Raw genomic sequence first — 18,338 nt, 5'->3', positions numbered from 1 at the left:
GCCGCCGTCGCTTCGGCTGACGACCTACTCGTCCGCGCCCGCCGCAGCCGTCCTGCCGCCGAGGTCGGCCGGCACGGCGTCCGGCACCTCCACCGGGCGGTCGGACCCCTTGAAGACGAGCTTGGACTTGTCGATGTCGTTCGGGTCGCCCTCGCAGTCCACCACCACGATCTGACCCGGGGTCAGCTCGTTGAACAGGATCCGCTCGGAGAGGTTGTCCTCGATGTCGCGCTGGATCGTGCGACGCAGCGGACGCGCCCCCAGCACCGGGTCGAAGCCCTTCTTCGCCAGGTACTTCTTGGCGTTGTCGGTCAGCTCCAGGCCCATGTCCTTGTTCCGCAGCTGGGTCTCGATCCGCTGGATCATGATGTCCACGATCGAGAGGATCTCGCTCTCGCGCAGCTGGTGGAAGACGATGGTGTCGTCGATCCGGTTCAGGAACTCGGGCCGGAAGTGCTGCTTGAGCTCGTCGTTGACCTTCTGCTTCATCCGGTCGTAGTTGGACTCGGAGTCTTCCGACGCCTGGAAGCCCAGCGAGACCGCCTTGGCGACGTCCCGGGTGCCCAGGTTGGTGGTCAGGATGATGACCGTGTTCTTGAAGTCCACGATCCGGCCCTGGCCGTCGGTGAGCCGACCGTCCTCCAGGATCTGGAGGAGCGTGTTGAACACGTCCGGGTGGGCCTTCTCGATCTCGTCGAACAGCACCACGCTGAACGGCCGACGCCGCACCTTCTCGGTCAGCTGCCCGCCCTCGTCGTAACCGACGTAGCCGGGAGGGGCACCCACCAGCCGAGAGACCGTGTACCGGTCGTGGAACTCGGACATGTCCAGCTGGATCAGGGCGTCCTCGCTGCCGAACAGGAACTCCGCGAGAGCCTTGGACAGCTCGGTCTTACCCACGCCGGACGGGCCGGCGAAGATGAACGAACCCGACGGACGCTTGGGGTCCTTCAGACCAGCCCTCGTACGCCGGATCGCCTTCGAGACGGCCTTGACCGCGTCCTCCTGGCCGATGACGCGCTTGTGCAGCTCGTCCTCCATGCGCAGCAGGCGGGAGGTCTCCTCCTCGGTCAGCTTGTAGACCGGGATGCCCGTCCAGTTGCCCAGCACCTCAGCGATCTGCTCGTCGTCGACCTCGCTGACGACGTCCAGGTCACCGGCCTTCCACTCCTTCTCCCGCTGCGCCTTCTGACCCAGCAGCTGCTTCTCGGTGTCCCGCAGCTGCGCGGCACGCTCGAAGTCCTGCGCGTCGATCGCGGACTCCTTGTCCCGACGCACCTGCGCGATCCGCTCGTCGAAGTCACGCAGGTCCGGCGGCGCGGTCATCCGACGGATCCGCATCCGCGCGCCGGCCTCGTCGATGAGGTCGATCGCCTTGTCCGGCAGGAACCGGTCGGAGATGTACCGATCGGCCAGAGTCGCGGCGGCCACCAGAGCGGCATCGGTGATCGACACGCGGTGGTGCGCCTCGTACCGGTCCCGCAGGCCCTTGAGGATCTCGATGGTGTGCGCCAGCGACGGCTCGCCGACCTGGATCGGCTGGAAGCGCCGCTCCAGCGCGGCGTCCTTCTCCAGGTGCTTGCGGTACTCGTCGAGGGTGGTCGCGCCGATGGTTTGCAGCTCGCCACGCGCCAGCATCGGCTTGAGGATGCTCGCGGCGTCTATCGCACCCTCGGCGGCACCCGCGCCCACGAGGGTGTGAATCTCGTCGATAAACAGGATGATGTCGCCCCGGGTGCGGATCTCCTTCAGCACCTTCTTCAGGCGCTCCTCGAAGTCACCGCGGTACCGGGAACCGGCCACCAACGCGCCCAGGTCGAGCGTGTAGAGCTGCTTGTCCTTCAGCGTCTCGGGCACCTCGCCCTTGATGATCTTCTGGGACAACCCCTCGACCACGGCGGTCTTACCGACGCCGGGCTCGCCGATCAGGACCGGGTTGTTCTTCGTACGGCGGGAGAGCACCTGCATCACCCGCTCGATCTCCTTCTCGCGCCCGATGACCGGGTCGAGCTTGCCCTCCCGGGCCGCCTGGGTCAGGTTCCGGCCGAACTGGTCCAGCACCAGGCTGGTCGACGGCGCGGCCTCACCCGGCGCGGTACCCGCCGCGGCCGGCTCCTTGCCCTGGTAGCCGGAGAGCAGCTGGATCACCTGCTGGCGGACCCGGTTCAGGTCGGCGCCGAGCTTGACCAGCACCTGGGCGGCGACGCCCTCACCCTCGCGGATCAGCCCGAGCAGGATGTGCTCCGTGCCGATGTAGTTGTGGCCGAGCTGCAGCGCCTCGCGCAACGACAGCTCCAGCACCTTCTTGGCCCGCGGCGTGAACGGGATGTGCCCGCTCGGCGCCTGCTGGCCCTGGCCGATGATCTCCTCCACCTGCTGGCGGACGCCCTCCAGGGAGATCCCGAGGCTCTCCAGGGCCTTGGCCGCGACGCCCTCACCCTCGTGGATCAGGCCCAACAGGATGTGTTCCGTACCGATGTAGTTGTGGTTGAGCATCCGGGCCTCTTCCTGGGCCAGGACGACAACCCGTCGCGCTCGGTCGGTGAACCGCTCGAACATGCCCTCGTGCTCCTCACGTGCCGTGCGCACTCGATCTTGGTGGTCAAGACTCTCGGCGGGGCCGGATACGCGAGCGCCCGGGACGGGCGTCCGCGCCTCATTACTCTATCGCCGCGAGCCGACTCGGCTGACCTCGTGTGTCTGCGTCGTAGGCCCGGTACGCGTCGTTTTGCACAACCATCCACGCTCAACGGGTGTTCCGGGCATGGTCTGTGTACGCGCAGAGCGAAATTCGGCCCGCTGGCCGGGACCTCCGGGAACGCCGCACGGGGGCGCCCCGGCCCGGGGACGGCACCGCCACGGCGCCATCCACAGGTTGTGGACAAGACATCCACCGGCTGTGGACAACGCGCGGTACGCCCCGAATAGTCCCGCGACGACGACGCCGGCCCGGAGAGCGTCTCCGGGCCGGCGTCGTGCTCACTCCTGGTGCCTGGTCTCAGTGACCGGCCTTCGAGTGGTACTCGTCGACGATCTCCTGGGGGATCCGGCCTCGGTCCGAGATGTCCTTGCCCGCCTTGCGCGCCCAGGCCCGGATGGCCTTGTTCTGCTCGCGGTCGGCGGTCGCGCCACCGCGACCACGGGCGGCCCGACCACCGACGACCACACCGCCGCGACCGACCTTCGTGCCGTGGGCGATGTACGGGGCAAATACCTCGCGCAATTTCTCTGCGTTCGAACCCGACAGGTCGATCTCGTACTGAACACCGTCGAGCGCGAACTTGACGGTCTCGTCCGCGTCCCCGCCGTCCAGGTCATCGACCAGCTTGTGAATGATCTGCTTGGCCACGTCCCACATTCCTTTCGAGCAGGGTTGCTCCTGCCAACTGCACAAGCACAATAACCCGCCGGATGCTTGTCGCGTCAATAGGATGCGGTAACGACGCGGTAAGTTCTCGTACGACTACTCGGGGCGGACCAACGGGAAGAGGATGGTTTCCCGAATTCCCAGGCCGGTCAGCGCCATCAGGAGGCGGTCGATTCCCATTCCCATGCCACCGGCCGGTGGCATTCCGTACTCCATCGCCCGGAGAAAGTCCTCGTCCAGTCGCATCGCCTCGTCGTCGCCCCGAGCGGCCAGTTGCGCCTGGGCCATCAGGCGTTCCCGCTGCACGACCGGGTCGACCAGTTCGGAGTACGCGGTGCCCAGTTCGAAACCGAGCACGTACAGGTCCCACTTCTCGGCCAGGCCCGGCTCGCTGCGATGGGAGCGGGTCAGTGGACTGGTCTCCTCCGGGTAGTCCCGCACGAAGGTGGGCGCCTCCAGCCCGGGTACGACCAGTTCCTCGAACAGTTCCTCGGCGAGCTTGCCCGGCCCCCACTTCGGGTCGACGGCCAGGCCCACCTTGTCGGCGTACTCGACCAGGCGCACCCGCTCGGTGTGGACCGTGACCTCCTCCCCGAGCGCCTCGGAAAGCACGCCGAAGAGGGTGACCGAACGCCACTGTCCGCCGAGGTCGAACTCTCGACCGTCAGCGTGGGTGACCACCGTCGATCCGGAGACCGCGATCGCCGCCCGCTGGACGAGATTGCGGGTCAACTCGGCCATCGTGTTGTAGTCGCCGTACGCCTCGTACGCCTCCAGCATGGCGAACTCGGGCGAGTGCGAAGAGTCGATGCCCTCATTACGGAAGTTGCGGTTGATCTCGAAGACCCGCTCGACACCGCCGACGACGGCACGCTTCAGAAATAGTTCCGGCGCGATTCGAAGATACAGATCGGTGTTGAGTGCATTGCTGTGGGTCACGAAAGGCCGGGCCGCCGCACCCCCGTGCAGCAACTGCAACATCGGGGTCTCGACCTCAAGGTAACCCTCGCCGTGCAATGAATCGCGCAGGCTGCGCATCGCCGCCGCCCGGGTACGCACCATCTGCCGCGCCTGCGGTCGGACGACCAGGTCGACGTAGCGCTGCCGGACCCGGGCCTCCTCGCTGAGCGGCTTGTGCGCCACCGGTAGCGGGCGCAACGCCTTGGCGGTGACCGCCCACTCCTCGGCCAGCACCGACAACTCACCCCGGCGACTGGTGATCACCTCTCCGGTGACCCCGACGTGATCGCCGAGATCCACCAGGCGCTTCCAGGCTTCCAGCCGATCCGCGCCGACCCGGTCCAGCGACAGCATGGCCTGCAGTTCGGTGCCGTCGCCGTCGCGCAGGGTGGCGAAACAGAGCTTGCCGGTGTTCCGTACGAAGATCACCCGGCCGGTGACCGAGACCCGGTCGCCGGTGGCCGTGTCCGTGGGCAGCTCCGCGTAACGTTCGCGCAGCTCGCGCAGCGTGCTGGTACGCGGGTAGCCGACCGGATAGGGCGGCACACCGTCGGCGAGCATCCGGTCCCGCTTCTCCCGACGGACCTTCATCTGCTCGGGAAGGTCATCGGCGGGGTCGACTGGCACGGGGCTCTGTTGGGTCACGGCACGCTTCCTCAGCGGGAGAATTCGGGCGGGGTCAAGCCCCGAGCGTACTCAAACGCCCCGGCGACCGTTACTGGATAGCCTGCCGGTCATGACCGACCCCACTCAGGCCCTCTCGTTCGGCACCGCCGCCGTCGACTACGACCGGTACCGTCCCCGCTATCCACCGGCGGCGCTGTGTTGGGCGCTGGCCGGCATCGACGTTCCCGCGCAACTGGTGGACCTGGGTGCCGGGACCGGCATCCTGGCGCGTGGGCTGCTCACCCTGGGCCACCGGGTGACCGCCGTCGAGCCCGACCCCGGCATGCGGGCCCAATTGACGTCGGTCAGCACCGGCGTGCGCGCACTGGCCGGCGGCGCCGAGGCGATGTCGCTGCCCGACGGGTACGCCGACGCCGTCCTCACCGGGCAGGCGTACCACTGGTTCGACCGGCCACGCGCACACGCGGAAATCGCCCGGGTGCTGCGGCCCGGCGGGGTCTTCGCGCCGCTGTGGAACCTGCGGGACGACGCGTACGCCTGGGTGGCCGAGCTGAGCCGGATCGCCGAAATCGGCGACACCGTCGAGCACCTACGGCAGAGCGTGACCGACTTCGGAGACTCCTTCACCAGCCCGGAGTGGGCCGAGTTCACCCACACCACGACGCTGACCCCCGACGAACTGCTCGGACTGGTCCGCACCCGCTCCCACTACCTCACCGCCACCCCGAAGCGGCGAGCCGAGGTCGACCGCGAGGTCCGCACCCTGCTGCGCACCCACCCCGACCTGGCCACCAGGGAGACCATCACCCTCCCGTACACCACCCTCGTAGCCCGCGCCCGAAAGACCTGAACCAACCCACGCGCCAGCACCACACCAGACCAGATTGCGCCAGACCCGGACGAACCCGCGCCACCCCAACAACAGACCCCACCCCCACGGACGGATGGCGCTGGCCCACCGAAGGTTTCCGGGCAGCCCGACCGGCGCAGGGATCAAGCCTGACCGCCCGGAGCCGGTCGGGCTGCCCGGAAACCCCACCGCAACCACAGAGCCAACCCAAAGCGTCAAACGTTCCGCTCGTACACCATGCGCAACCCGATCAGCGTGATCATCGGCTCGTGGTGCGTGATCGTCCGGCATTCGTTCAGCACCAGCGAGGCCAGCCCACCCGTCGCGATCACCGCCTTCAGCTCACCCATCTCGGCGGCCATCCGCTCCACGATCCGGTCCACCTGACCGGCGAACCCGAAGTAGAGGCCCGCCTGGAGGCACTCGACGGTGTTCTTTCCGATCACCGACCTGGGCCGGGTCGCCTCGACCTTGCGCAGTTGGGCGGCGCGGGCGGCGAGCGCGTCGAACGAGATCTCGATGCCCGGGGCGAACGCACCGCCGAGGAACTCACCCCGACCGCTGATCACGTCGAAGTTGGTGGTGGTGCCGAAGTCGACGACGATCGACGGCCCGCCGTAGAGGGTGTACGCGGCCAGGGTGTTGACCACCCGGTCCGCGCCGACCTCCTTCGGGTTGTCGATGGCCAGCTGCACCCCGGTCCGTACGCCGGGCTCGACGATGACGCTCGGCAGTTCACCGTAGTAGCGGGTCAGCATGGTCCGCAGCGAGCGCAGGGCCGCCGGGACCGTCGAGCAGGCGGCCACGCCAGTGATCTCGACGGCGTCGCCGGCGAGCAGCCCCCGGAACATCAGACCCAGTTCGTCGGCGGTGGAGCGGGCGTCGGTCTTAATCCGCCAGGAGTGCACCAGCTTGTCGCCGTCGAAGGTCGCCAGCACGGTGTTGGTGTTCCCGATGTCGATGCAGAGCAGCACGCACGCAGCCTAGACGGGTTCACTCCGTGCGCAGGTCCAGGGCGATGTCCAGGATCGGTGACGAATGGGTGAGCGCGCCGACGGAGAGGAAGTCGACGCCGGTGGCGCCCACCGCCGCCGCGTCGGCGAGGGTCAGTCCGCCGGTCGCCTCCAACTCGGCCCGGTCACCGACGGCGGCGACGACCTCGGCGAGCACGGCCGGGAACATGTTGTCCAGCAGCAGGAAGCCGGCCCCGGCCTCGACCGCCTCCACCGCCTCGGCGAGGGTGTCCACCTCCACCTGCACCGGCACGTCCGGGAACGCCTCCCGGACCCGCCGGTACGCGGCGGCGACGCCGCCCGCCGCGAATTTGTGGTTGTCCTTGACCATGGCGACGTCGTGCAGGCCCATCCGCTTGTTCGTGCCCCCGCCGGCCCGGACCGCGTACTTCTCCAGGGCCCGCAGTCCCGGAGTGGTCTTGCGGGTGTCCAGGACCATCGCTTTGCTGCCGGCCAGCGCGTCGGCCCAGGCGCGGGTGTGGGTGGCCACCCCGGACATCCGGCAGAGCAGGTTGAGGGCGGTCCGCTCGGCGGTGAGCAGCACCCGGGTGGGTCCGGTCACCGTGGCCAGCACGTCCCCCCGGGCCACCTGCTCGCCGTCGTGGACCACAAGCGAGACCGCGACGGTACGCCCGATCCCGGTGGCCTCCGCGGCCAGCTCGAACACGGCGGCGGCGACCGCCAGCCCGGCCACCACGCCGTCGGCGCGGGCCACCACGTCGGCGGTGTCGGTCTGAGCGGCCGGGATGGTGGCGACGCTTGTCACGTCGAGCCCGTCCGGGCCGAGGTCCTCGACCAGCGCGTTCTCGATGATCCGGCGCACCTGGTCCGGGTCCAGCCCGGCCGCACGCAGCATCCGCTCCGTCTCGGCGGTCATCGCGTCTCCTCCCACCGGGTGGTCAACCGTCCCTGTCCGCCGACCGCACCGATCAGGTGGCCGTGCCACCGCTCGTCGGCCGCCGGGAAGTCCTCCCGCCAGTGGCAACCCCGGGTCTCCCGGCGGGCGTACGCCGCGCCGACAAGCGTGGCGGCCACCGTGAGCAGGTTCGTCGCCTCCCAGTCGGCGGTACGCGGGGTGCCCCGGGCGACGCCCAGCTCGACCAGTTCGGCCGCGGTCGCGGTGAGCGTCGCGGCCGAACGGAGCACTCCGGCACCCCGGGTCATCGCCCGCTGCAACACCGGTGTCGCCGCGGCGGGCAGCACCCAGCCGCCATCCCCGCGCCATGCTCCGGTGTCCGCCGGGCGGGCCTGCGCGGGCAGACCGGTGGCGATGTCGTCGGCGATCCGACGGGAGAAGACCAGCCCTTCCAGCAGTGAGTTGCTGGCCAACCGGTTCGCGCCGTGCACGCCGGTGCAGGCGACCTCGCCGCAGGCGTACAGACCGGGGATCGAGGTCCGGCCGTGCAGGTCGGTGCGGACCCCACCGGAGGCGTAGTGCGCGGCCGGCGCCACCGGGATCAGGTCGGTGCCCGGGTCGACGCCGATGGCCAGGCACGACGCGACGATCGTGGGGAACCGGCGGGCCAGGAAGTCACCGCCGAGATGGCGGGCGTCGAGGTGGACGTGGTCGTCGCCGGTAGCCAGCAGCACCCGGTGGATACCCTTGGCGACCACGTCCCGTGGCGCCAGCTCGGCCAGTTCGTGCTGGCCGAGCATGAAGCGTTTGCCGTCGGCGTCCACCAGGTACGCGCCCTCGCCCCGCAACGCCTCGGAGACCAGCGGCTGCTGGGCGTGGCCGGCACCGGGCACCCGGAAGTGCTCCGGCACGATCAACGCGGTCGGGTGGAACTGCACGAACTCCACATCGGTGACCGCCGCACCGGCCCGCATGGCCAGGGCGACCCCGTCGCCGGTGGAGACCGCCGGGTTGGTGGTGGCCGCGAAGATCTGCCCCATGCCACCGGTGGCCAGCACGACCGCGCGGGCCAGCAGGGCACCGACACCGTCCTCGCTGCCCTCGCCGAGCACGTGCAGCGTGATCCCGCACGCCGCACCGAGCCCGCCCGGGCCGTCGCCGGGAGCCCGGAGCAGATCCAGGACCAGCGCGTGCTCGACGAGCCTGATCCACGGGTCGCGGCGCACCGCCTCGTGCAGCGCCCGCTGCACCTCCGCACCTGTCGCGTCGCCGCCGGCGTGCACGATGCGGTCGGCCCGGTGCCCGCCCTCCCGGGTGAGCATCAACGAGCCGTCGGCGTTGCGGTCGAACTCGGCACCGAGGCGCATCAGTTCCCGCAGCCGGGTCGGCCCCTCCTCCACCAGCACCCGGACCGCCGCCGGGTCGCACAGGCCCACGCCGGCGATCTCGGTGTCGGAGGCGTGCATCGCCGGGGTGTCGGTCGGGTCGAGCACCGCGGCGATGCCGCCCTGCGCCCAGCGGGTCGATCCCTCGTCGATGTCGACCTTGGTAACCACGGTGACGTGCAGGCCCGCCTCGCGCAGATGCAGCGCGGCGGTCAGCCCGGCCACCCCGGAGCCGACCACGATCACGTCGGTGGTCTCCACCCAGCCGGGCGCCGGGGCGGCCAGCCGGCTCGGCAGCGCCGGCAGGCCGACGGTCGGTAGGTCCATGCCCACAGTCAACCCGAATGCCTTTCGCCTCGGGCGGCGGGGGCGGGACGAGTGGTTCCGGCTACTTCGTCCGGACCGGAAGCGCGGCCGGACCGGCACCCTTGAGCGTCCCGGTCACTCGACGGTCACTGAGCCACAGATAGCAGCGGATCCCCCGGTCGCCCACCCGCCACCGACCGGCGCTGGGCGGGCGCACCACCACGTCGGTACGGAAGACCAGGTCGTCGTCGTCCGGCAGATCGGCGAAGCGGGCGAGGAGTGAGCGGCAACCCGCGTAGAAGGGCGCCCACTGCGCGCTGCGTGTCGGGTACGGACGGTCCGGGGCCGGCCAGACCCCGGCGAACTCGGCGTCGTGGCGCTCGGTACAGGCCACCGGAACCAGGGTCTGCACCACGCCCCCTCCGCCGGTACGCGTCTGCTGACAGCCCAGTCGCAGCGGCGACGCCGTCCGGAGCACGTCGCGCAGCGAGCCGGTACGCAGCACGACCCTGGCACCCGCCTCCACCGTGCTGACCTCCATCAGGTCGCAGCGGTACCAGCGCGAGCCGGCCGCCCAGCCCGGCTCGGACGGCACGGCGACCGCCAACCGGAGCCGCCCGGCCCGCCAGTTGTCACCGACGTAGCCGTTGGCCCGGTTGTCACACTCGGCGAAGGCGGTACGCAGTTGCGCCGAGCCGGTGGACGGCGGTTGATTCCGGTCGGCAGGGAAGGCCCCCACGTGCACCGTTTCCACCCGGTGCGGTGCGGCGCAGTCCACCGGCGCGTACGCCCCGAGCGGCACCACCTCGGCGAAGTCGGCCTCGTGACAGGTCCCGGCGACCGGAGTGAAGGGCCCGGGCGGCGGCAGCGCGGCCCAGTCGTCCACCAGGTCGCCGTCCAGCCCTGCGGCCGACCCGCAGCCGGCCAGCAGCACCGCCACGGTGAAGGCTGTGACCAGGGTCCTCGTCGCACGCTGCATGGCGCCGCCTCCCCCAGTCAGCGGCCGTCCCCCGACGGCGCCTTCAGGGTAACCAGAAATGACCTTCCGGTGACAGACCGGAATCGCGGCGCGATCGTGGTGACTGAACCCCCGTTACACGGACAGCGGGTTCGGCACCGGAGCGCCGGCGGTGCCGGGCGCGGCGGTCGACGGATCGGCGCCGAGGTCGACGACCTTGTTGTCCGCGTCCACGTGCACCACCCGAGGGCGGTACGCACGGGCCTCGGCATCGTCCATCTGCCCGTACGAGATCAGGATGACCAGGTCGCCCGGTTGCACCAGGCGGGCGGCGGCACCGTTGATACCGATCACGCCGCTGCCCCGCCGGCCCGGAATGACGTACGTCTCCAGCCGGGCCCCGTTTGTGATGTCGACGATCGCCACCTGCTCACCGGGGAGCAGGTCGGCGGCGTCGAGCAGATCCTCGTCGACGGTCACCGAGCCGACGTAGTGCAGGTCCGCCTGGGTCACCGTGGCCCTGTGGATCTTGGACTTCAGCATCGTGCGGAACATCAGGACGCCTTTCGCGGATACGTGTGGTCAGGAAGCCGGGTCGAGTCGGATCGGAGCGTTGTCGATCAGTCGGGTGTCGCCCATCCAGGCCGCCACGAGCAGCCGGGCCGGACCGCGCACCGGCCCGGGCTCCAGATCCGGATCGGTGAGCACCAGGTAGTCGAGCCGTGCCCCGGAGTCGCCGGCACCGAAGGCGACGTGCGCGGCGGTCAGGACCGCCGCGGCGTCACGACCGGCCTCGGCGGCCTCGGCACCGGCCCGCAACGCCCGGGACAGGCTCAGCGCCACCGAGCGCTCGGCCGGCGAGAGATAGCGGTTCCGGCTGGACAGGGCGAGGCCGTCCGGTTCCCGGACGGTCGGCACCCCGATCACCTCGACCGGAACGTCCAGGTCCCGGCACATCCGCCGGACCAGGGTCAGCTGCTGGTAGTCCTTCTCACCGAAGAAGGTCAGGTCCGCGCGGCTGAGCTGGAGCAGCTTCAGCACCACGGTGAGCACGCCGTGGAAGAACCCCGGCCGGCTCAGCCCCTCCAGATCCTCGCCGAGCGCCCCCGGATTGACCCGGACCGCCGGCTCGCCGCCGGGGTACATCTCCCCCACCGAGGGAGCGAAGACCAGGTCCGCACCGGCCCGCCGGCACACTTCAAGATCGGCTTCGAGGGTACGCGGGTAACGGTCGAAGTCCTCGTTCGGACCGAACTGCAACGGATTCACGAAGATCGTCACGATCACGTGGTCGGCGCGCGCTCGGGCCTCCCGCAGCAACGTCTCGTGCCCCTCGTGCAGCGCGCCCATGGTCATCACCACCCCCACCGTCCCGGTGCGGGCGGCTCGCGCCCTGGCCAGGTCGGCACGGGTGTGCACCAGCTCCGTCACGTGATCCACCTCGCTCGGCACCTGTCCTCCGCCGACGGTCACGCCGCCACCTCGCTCCGGTAGTCGTCCAGGACGCCGAGCAGTGGTGCCGCGTCGACCGGACGCAGCCGACCGGCCGCGACGGCCCGATCGGCGGTACGCCGCGCCAGGACGAGATAGGGCTCGACCGACTCGGGCGCGGTGGCGGCGAGCTGCGCCAGGTGTCGCCGCACCGTACCCGCGTCGCCACGGGAAACCGGGCCGGTCAACGCGTCGTCACCCAGGCGCAACGCGTTCTCCAGCGCGGCACGCAGCAACGGGGCGAGCACCTTCTCGGGCTGACCCACCCCGGCGTCGCGCAGCCGGTCGGCCGCCTCGTTGACCAGGGTCACCAGGTGGTTGGCACCGTGTGCCAGTGCCGCGTGGTACAGCGGTCGGTCCGCCTCGGCGATCCACTCGGGCACCCCGCCGAGGTCGACGACCAGCCGGGCGGCCAGCGGGCGCAGGTCGGCCGGCGCGGTCACCCCGTACGAGATGCCGGGCAGCCGGCCGAGGTCGTCGGGCGTACCGGCGAAGGTCATCGCGGGATGCAACGCCAGCGGTCGGGCACCTGCCGCGCTTGCCGGTGCCAGCACCGCCAGGCCGTGCGCACCCGACGTGTGCGCGACCACCTGCCCGGGACGCAGCGCGCCGTCGGCGGCCAGACCGGCCACCACCCCGGCCAGCGCGTCGTCCGGCACGGCGACCAGCAGCAGGTCGGTGGCGGCCTGAGCAACCTCGGCGGCGGGGCGGCGGGAGACGGTGGGCAGCAGCAGTGCCAGGCGGGCCTGGGAGGCACCGGACGTCCCACTGGCGGCGATCACCCGATGGCCCGCGGCGGCCAGCGCGGCGCCCAGGGTGGCACCCACCCGCCCGGCGCCGATGACACCGACGGTGAGCACGGAAGCGTTGGCGACCTGGGCCGATGCCACGGTCGCGGGCCGCCGACGGACGGCCGAGTAGGTGCGCGGCGGTGCGCTCATGTCACGATCCAGTCCTCGAGGCGGGGTACCGGTCGGGGCAAGTATGCGTCGCTGACGCGGATCTGAAACAAGGATGTGTGAAATCGTTCACCGGTGTGAGGAGGGCCCCATGTCGATGCGCTGGCGGGAGGCGATGCGCCGGGCGCTCTACGGACCCGAGGGCTTCTTCGTCTCCGGGGCCAGACCGGCCGCGCATTTCCGCACCAGCGTGCACGCGTCACCGATCTTCACCTCGGCGCTGCTCCGGCTGATCCACCAACTCGACGCCGCCCTGGGCTTTCCCGACCGGTTCGACGTGGTGGACGTGGGTGCTGGGGGTGGCGAACTGCTCAGCGCACTCTCCGTGGGGGTTTCCGGGGAGCCCGCGGCGCCGGTTCCGCTGGCTCGGCGGGTACGGCTCACCGCCGTCGAACTCGCCCCGCGCCCCGCCGATCTCCCCGACCAGATCACCTGGACGAACGAGATCCCCACAAGCATCACCGGCCTGCTCCTGGCCACCGAGTGGCTCGACAACATCCCCCTCGACCTGGCCACCCACACCAATCACAACTGGCGCTACCTCCTCGTCGACCCCACCACCGCAGCCGAGACGACAGGCGAACAAATCAGCCCCGCTGACCTCGACTGGCTGACCACCTGGTGGCCCACACCGACCGAACAAACCCCCGGGGCGCGGACCCGCACGGACGACCCGGACCTCCCCCCGCAGACCGCAACGGACGGGTCGGCCTCGACCACGTCGGGTTTCCGGGCAGCCCGACCGGCGCAGGGATCAAGCCTGACCGCCCGGAGCCGGGCGGGCTGCCCGGAAACCCCCACGAACCGCACCCCCACAGACCGCACCCCGGCTGTGGACAGGGCGGAGATCGGACGGACCAGGGACGAGGCGTGGGCTGACGCCGTAGGACGGGTCGACCGAGGGCTGGCGTTAACCGTGGACTACGGCCACCTACGCGTGGAACGGCCGATTGATGGGACGCTGACCGGGTACCGCAACGGGCGACAGGTACCACCGGTGCCGGACGGCTCCTGCGATGTCACCGCGCACGTCGCCATGGACTCGGTCGCCTCCGCCGGTGAGCGGGTCGCCCGGTGTGCGTACGTCCTGACCTCGCAGCGGGAGGCGTTGCGAGCGCTCGGGGCCGACGGCGGACGACCGCCGCTGAGCCTGGCCTCCAGTGACCCGGCCGGCTACCTGCGGGCGCTGGCCACCGCCTCGGCGGCGGCCGAGCTGACCGACCCGGCCGGCCTCGGTGGCCACTGGTGGCTGTGGCAGCCGGTCGGCCTGCCCGCCGACCGGCTGCCGCCCCTCGCGGCCCTGAGCGGTGGTGCCCACGAGCTGAGCCGCTGACAGGCGACCACCGCCGCACCCGGTGGTTCATGGCACGATGGCGGGCATGACCACTGGCGATCTGCGCGAGCTGACCGTCGGCACCGGCGCCGGGCTGGTGGCGGGCACCGGCGGGGAGCAGCTCGGCGCGGACATGGTGCTGAACATCGGACCGCAGCACCCCTCCACGCACGGCGTGCTGCGGCTCAAGCTCGTGCTCGACGGCGAGCGGGTGCTCGCCGCCGAACCGGTCGTCGGCTACATGCACCGAGGTGCCGAGAAGCTGTTCGAGGTACGCGACTACCGGCAGATCATCGTGTTGGCCAACCGGCACGACTGGCTCTCGGCGTTCGCCAACGAGCTGGGCGTGGTGCTCGCCGTGGAACGGCTGATGGGCATGGAGGTGCCCGAGCGGGCCACCTGGCTGCGGATGGCGCTCGCTGAGCTGAACCGGGTGCTCAACCACCTGATGTTCCTCGGTTCGTATCCGCTGGAGATCGGGGCGATCACCCCGATGTTCTACGCCTTCCGGGAACGGGAGACGCTCCAGTCGGTGATGGAGGAGGTCTCCGGCGGGCGGATCCACTACATGTTCAACCGGGTCGGCGGCCTGAAAGAGGAGGTGCCCGCCGGCTGGACCGGTCGGGCCCGGGCCGCCATCGGTGAGGTACGCCGCCGGATGCCGGACCTGGACAACCTGATCCGCCGGAACGAGATCTTCCTGGCCCGTACCGTCGGGGTGGGGGTGCTGTCGGCGGCCGACGCGGCGGCGTTCGGGGCGTCCGGTCCGGTCGCCCGGGCCTCCGGACTCGACCTGGACCTGCGCCGGGACGAGCCTTATCTGGCCTACGACCAGCTCGACGTGCCGGTGGTGACGAAGACGGCCGGCGACTGTCACGCCCGCTTCGAGGTGCTGCTCGACCAGGTGTACGCCTCGCTCGATCTGGCGGAGCGGTGTCTGGACCGGGTCGACCAGCTCACCGGACCGATCAACACCAGGCTGCCGAAGGTGCTCAAGGCACCCGAGGGGCACACCTACGCCTGGACGGAGAATCCGCTCGGCATCAACGGGTACTACCTGGTGTCGCGGGGCGAGAAGACGCCGTGGCGGCTCAAGTTGCGCACCGCCTCGTACGGGAACGTGCAGGCCCTGGCCACCCTGCTGCCCGGCTGTCTGGTGCCGGACCTGATCGCCATTCTCGGCTCGATGTTCTTCGTGGTCGGCGACATCGACAAGTGACGGCCCCTATCCGGCGCCGCTGACGGGCGGCGGCGCCGTCCGGGGGTCAGCGCCAGCGGCCAGCGCCGGTTTCGTACCCGGCCGGGCCGTAGCCGGGCTCTTCCACGCGGTGCCGGCGGCCGTACGACTCCCCGCCCGGACGCTGTCCCCGCGCCGGTTCGGACGGATACCCGTACGCCGGATCCGACGCGTAGCCGCGCACGGGTTCGGGCTGGTGGCCGCTCACCGATTCGGGCTGGTGGCCGCGCTGACGGGGCGGGCGCCACTCCTGCGGCACCGGCACCCCACCGGCGGGTAGCGCCGGGCGACTCTCCGGCTCACCCCAGCCGTCCCGCCACGCGTCCTCGCCCGCCGCCTCCCGGCGTGGCTCGTCGCGACGTACGCTCGCCCAGCGATCCTCCACCCGGTATTCGGTGCCGGCCGGATCGGCGTGCAGCTCGGCCCGGCGTTCGCCGACGCGCAGCTCGCGACCCCGGTCGTCGTCGCGTACCGCCGCCCACCGGTCCCCGGCCCGCAGTTGCGCCCAGTACTCCCCGGTGTCGTCCGCCCGATGCCCCCGGGCCGCCGGTACCGGCTCGGCGGGGGCCTCCCAGTGCTGGTCACCCGCGTCCCAGCCCCGGTCGTCACGCGAGCCCGCCCAGTCGCGATCGTCCCGGTCCACCAAGGGCCCGTCCGGATAGCCCGAGCCGCCGTCGCGGGCGGTGGACCAGTCGTCGTGCGCGGCGGACCAGCGGCTCTGCTCCTGCGGCGGTGACCAGGAGCGTTCCTCTTCGCGAGGCGAACCGGACCAGGATCGGTCGTCCTCACGGGACGGTCCGGACCAGGGGCGCTTCTCCTCCTGGGCCGCCCCGGGCCAGGAGCGGTCGTCGTACCGCTCCGCAGCGGACCAACGACGGCTTTCGTCCCGATGGGAACGGTCGTCGCCGTCGGACCAGGAGTGGTCGTCCCGGTCACTGCCGGATCCCTGCCCGCGCTCCCCGGCCTGGGCTCCGGACCACCCCGCCGGGTACCCGCCGTACCGGCCGCCGGACTCGCCCACGATCGTGTGCCGGGTGGTCACGTGCACCGTCTCGGTGTGCCGGACCACCCCGAGCGGCCTCGGCCCCGACTCGCCCGGGCGATTGTCCTGCTCCGGACGAACTGGCGAACCGTAGACGCTGGCCGAGCCGCCGGCCGGGCGATCGGTGCCGGGCCGGGAACGCTCCCCGCCATACCCGCCGGCCGGGCCGTGACCGGGCTGGGCGGTGCCATAGACCCCGGTCTGCACGGCCGGCCGGTCGGCCTGCCGCGACGGCGCCTCCGGTGTCGGCACCCGGGCCCGGCCGGGGCCGGGCGGCTCGTCGTTCGCGACCGCATTGACGCCACCCGCGTCGACCCGCCGACGCAACCCGGCCAACCCCTCCTGAACCCGCTGGACCTCGTCGAGCGCCTGGTTACCGCGCTGGGCGGCAGCCACGATCTCGCCGCGCAGCTCCCGCCGCAGCTCATCGACCTCCGCCCGGAGTTCCTCGGCGTGCTGTCCGCCGCCGTCGGTACGCAGCGCGATGGAGAGCCCGATCAGCACCACGGCCAGGATGGCCAGCACCGCGGCGAACCGCAGCGGCCCGTTGCCGTCAGCGACCAGCAGGATCAGCGCCGCGACGGGAGCCAGGGCCACACCGCCCCAGAAGAGCACGGTGAGCAGCTTGCGCGTGTCGGCGGGCACCGGGGCGGGCATGGGTCCGCAGCCTACCGAGAGTTGCGTCACGTGGGAACGGCTTGACGGCAGGTCTCCGTCGCGAGTGCCGACGACGGCTTACCGCTGCGCGATGCGGCCGGCAACGACATGGCGCCCCGGCCGGGTCGGCCGGGGCGCCATCGCGGGTGGCGCGGCTGTATCAGCTCTGCGCGTACGCCGCGTCGGTCGAGAAGACCAGGCCGACGCTGATCGTGCCGTTGCGCAGGCCCGTCTTGGTCAGCGGGCCGCCGCCGTCGAGCGAGGAGAACGAGCCGACCGTCAGCCCGTAGGTCTGCTCCAGGCCGGGCTTGCAGAACGGTCGCTCCTGGCACTCCGGCGGGCCACCCAGCACCGTCGCCGTACCCGAGCACTTCTCGGCCAGTTCGGAGAGGGTCCGCACGCCGTACTTCTCGGAGAACTCCTGGGTCACCGCGAAGGCGTTCTGGGTCTGAGCCGCTGCCGGCGCGCCGAAGGTCAGACCCACCTTCTCGCCCAGGTCGCGCAGCGCGGTGACGGTCTTGTCGACGTCCGGCGAGGACACCGGCTGGCCACCGCTGTTCACCTTGCCGTTGAGGAACTCGGCGAGGGTGGCCGCGTACTCCGGGACGACCTGGATCTCGCCCTTCTCCAGCGCCGGCTCGTACAACTCCCGGTTGCCGATCTGCTGCACGGTGACCTGGTAGCCCGCGGCGGCCAGCTGGATCTTGTAGAGCTCGGCGATGATCTCGCTCTCGGTGAAGTTGCCCGCCCCCACCGTGATCTGCCCGCCCGGTCCCTGCTCCACGCCGTCGGTCAGCGAGTTCGCGTCGGCGAACTCCTTTGCCGCGGCCTGGGCGCTCTTGCGGTCGACGTCGACCGCCTTGTTGAGCTGTACCAGCTTCGGCGTGTCGAGCACCGCGGAGACCTTGTCGAGCGCGGCGATCAGCTGCGGGGTCGCCACCTCGCTGTTGACCGCCGGAATGATGTTGTCGGCGTTCTGCAGTGACTTGTCGTCTTCGAGTGCGATCAACTGCTCACCGGCCACCGGCGCACAACCCTCGCCGGAGGCACCCTGCTGGGGTGCCTCGGTGCCGGAGGAACCGGCGTCGCCGCAACCCGCCAGGACCGTCGCTGCGGCGACCGCCCCCACGACCGCGATGGACAGTCTTCTACCTGCGCGCATGAGCCCGCCTTCCGTGTCCCGGCGCGGCCCGGGTGGGCCGGCCGCGTGTCCGACGGGCGATCCGCCCTCCGGCCGCCCGCGTTTCCACCCAACATCCTGACGCGGCCCCCCGACAACCCGAGGAGGCGTTCGTCA

15 protein-coding genes are annotated in these 18,338 nt (G+C 71.1%); 3 read left to right on the top strand and 12 right to left on the bottom strand.

Annotated features, from left to right (window positions below; genetic code table 11):
* Positions 1-24: 24 nt before the first annotated feature.
* The 3 genes from ACFY2A_RS07765 to lysS form a co-directional block, all read right to left on the bottom strand.
* The gene (locus ACFY2A_RS07765; RefSeq protein WP_363918540.1) at positions 25-2,559 is read right to left on the bottom strand and encodes an ATP-dependent Clp protease ATP-binding subunit; all 2,535 of its coding nucleotides are present in this window, start codon (positions 2,557-2,559) and stop codon (positions 25-27) included.
* A 439-nt stretch (positions 2,560-2,998) separates the two neighbouring features.
* Positions 2,999-3,349 (bottom strand): Lsr2 family protein, encoded by a 351-nt coding sequence (locus tag ACFY2A_RS07760; protein ID WP_093409819.1) that lies wholly within the window; start codon positions 3,347-3,349, stop codon positions 2,999-3,001.
* 114 nt (positions 3,350-3,463) lie between these two features.
* Positions 3,464-4,972, bottom strand: a complete 1,509-nt coding sequence (gene lysS / locus ACFY2A_RS07755; protein ID WP_387169691.1) for a lysine--tRNA ligase — start codon at positions 4,970-4,972, stop codon at positions 3,464-3,466.
* Between the two features lie 91 nt (positions 4,973-5,063).
* On the opposite strand from lysS, the gene ACFY2A_RS07750 reads away from it, so the two are divergent.
* On the top strand, positions 5,064-5,804 hold the full coding sequence (locus tag ACFY2A_RS07750) for a class I SAM-dependent methyltransferase (RefSeq protein ID WP_387169689.1): 741 nt from the start codon (positions 5,064-5,066) through the stop codon (positions 5,802-5,804).
* Positions 5,805-6,019: 215 nt separating this feature from the next.
* Here the strand turns inward: ACFY2A_RS07750 and ACFY2A_RS07745 are convergent, their stop codons facing one another.
* The 7 genes from ACFY2A_RS07745 to ACFY2A_RS07715 form a co-directional block, all read right to left on the bottom strand.
* Positions 6,020-6,778: a type III pantothenate kinase gene (locus ACFY2A_RS07745; RefSeq protein WP_093409827.1), complete on the bottom strand. Its 759-nt coding sequence runs from the start codon at positions 6,776-6,778 to the stop codon at positions 6,020-6,022.
* Between the two features lie 19 nt (positions 6,779-6,797).
* Positions 6,798-7,694 (bottom strand): carboxylating nicotinate-nucleotide diphosphorylase, encoded by an 897-nt coding sequence (nadC, locus tag ACFY2A_RS07740; RefSeq protein ID WP_387169687.1) that lies wholly within the window; start codon positions 7,692-7,694, stop codon positions 6,798-6,800.
* Positions 7,691-9,385, bottom strand: a complete 1,695-nt coding sequence (locus tag ACFY2A_RS07735; protein ID WP_387169685.1) for an L-aspartate oxidase — start codon at positions 9,383-9,385, stop codon at positions 7,691-7,693. The genes nadC and ACFY2A_RS07735 overlap by 4 nt, the downstream gene beginning before the upstream one ends.
* Before the next feature lie 61 nt (positions 9,386-9,446).
* Positions 9,447-10,343: a septum formation family protein gene (locus ACFY2A_RS07730; protein WP_387169683.1), complete on the bottom strand. Its 897-nt coding sequence runs from the start codon at positions 10,341-10,343 to the stop codon at positions 9,447-9,449.
* Positions 10,344-10,457: 114 nt separating this feature from the next.
* Positions 10,458-10,877, bottom strand: a complete 420-nt coding sequence (gene panD, locus ACFY2A_RS07725; RefSeq protein WP_164448617.1) for an aspartate 1-decarboxylase — start codon at positions 10,875-10,877, stop codon at positions 10,458-10,460.
* Positions 10,878-10,904: 27 nt separating this feature from the next.
* A complete protein-coding gene (panC, locus tag ACFY2A_RS07720; protein WP_387170097.1) occupies positions 10,905-11,753 on the bottom strand; it encodes a pantoate--beta-alanine ligase in 849 nt (282 codons plus the stop codon).
* 38 nt (positions 11,754-11,791) lie between these two features.
* Complete coding sequence (locus tag ACFY2A_RS07715) at positions 11,792-12,754, bottom strand: Rossmann-like and DUF2520 domain-containing protein (RefSeq protein WP_387169681.1); 963 nt, start codon at positions 12,752-12,754, stop codon at positions 11,792-11,794.
* Between the two features lie 109 nt (positions 12,755-12,863).
* Between ACFY2A_RS07715 and ACFY2A_RS07710 the strand changes: the two genes are divergently transcribed.
* Together ACFY2A_RS07710 and ACFY2A_RS07705 are read left to right on the top strand one after the other, a co-directional pair.
* Positions 12,864-14,105, top strand: coding sequence for an SAM-dependent methyltransferase (locus ACFY2A_RS07710; protein WP_387169679.1), 1,242 nt, complete (start codon positions 12,864-12,866; stop codon positions 14,103-14,105).
* A 37-nt stretch (positions 14,106-14,142) separates the two neighbouring features.
* On the top strand, positions 14,143-15,324 hold the full coding sequence (locus ACFY2A_RS07705; RefSeq protein ID WP_387169677.1) for an NADH-quinone oxidoreductase subunit D: 1,182 nt from the start codon (positions 14,143-14,145) through the stop codon (positions 15,322-15,324).
* A gap of 46 nt (positions 15,325-15,370) precedes the next feature.
* Here the strand turns inward: ACFY2A_RS07705 and ACFY2A_RS07700 are convergent, their stop codons facing one another.
* Together ACFY2A_RS07700 and ACFY2A_RS07695 are read right to left on the bottom strand one after the other, a co-directional pair.
* Positions 15,371-17,041 carry a hypothetical protein gene (locus ACFY2A_RS07700; protein ID WP_387169675.1) on the bottom strand — a complete coding sequence of 557 codons (1,671 nt, stop codon included), beginning with the start codon at positions 17,039-17,041 and terminating at the stop codon, positions 15,371-15,373.
* 160 nt (positions 17,042-17,201) lie between these two features.
* A complete protein-coding gene (locus tag ACFY2A_RS07695; RefSeq protein ID WP_363917939.1) occupies positions 17,202-18,203 on the bottom strand; it encodes a glycine betaine ABC transporter substrate-binding protein in 1,002 nt (333 codons plus the stop codon).
* Between the last annotated feature and the right edge of the window lie 135 nt (positions 18,204-18,338).

This window comes from Micromonospora sp. NPDC000442 (assembly GCF_042898635.1).
Classification (GTDB): domain Bacteria; phylum Actinomycetota; class Actinomycetes; order Mycobacteriales; family Micromonosporaceae; genus Micromonospora.
The sequence above is the reverse complement of the archived record's forward strand: the minus strand, read 5'-3'. Positions and strand labels throughout refer to the sequence as shown.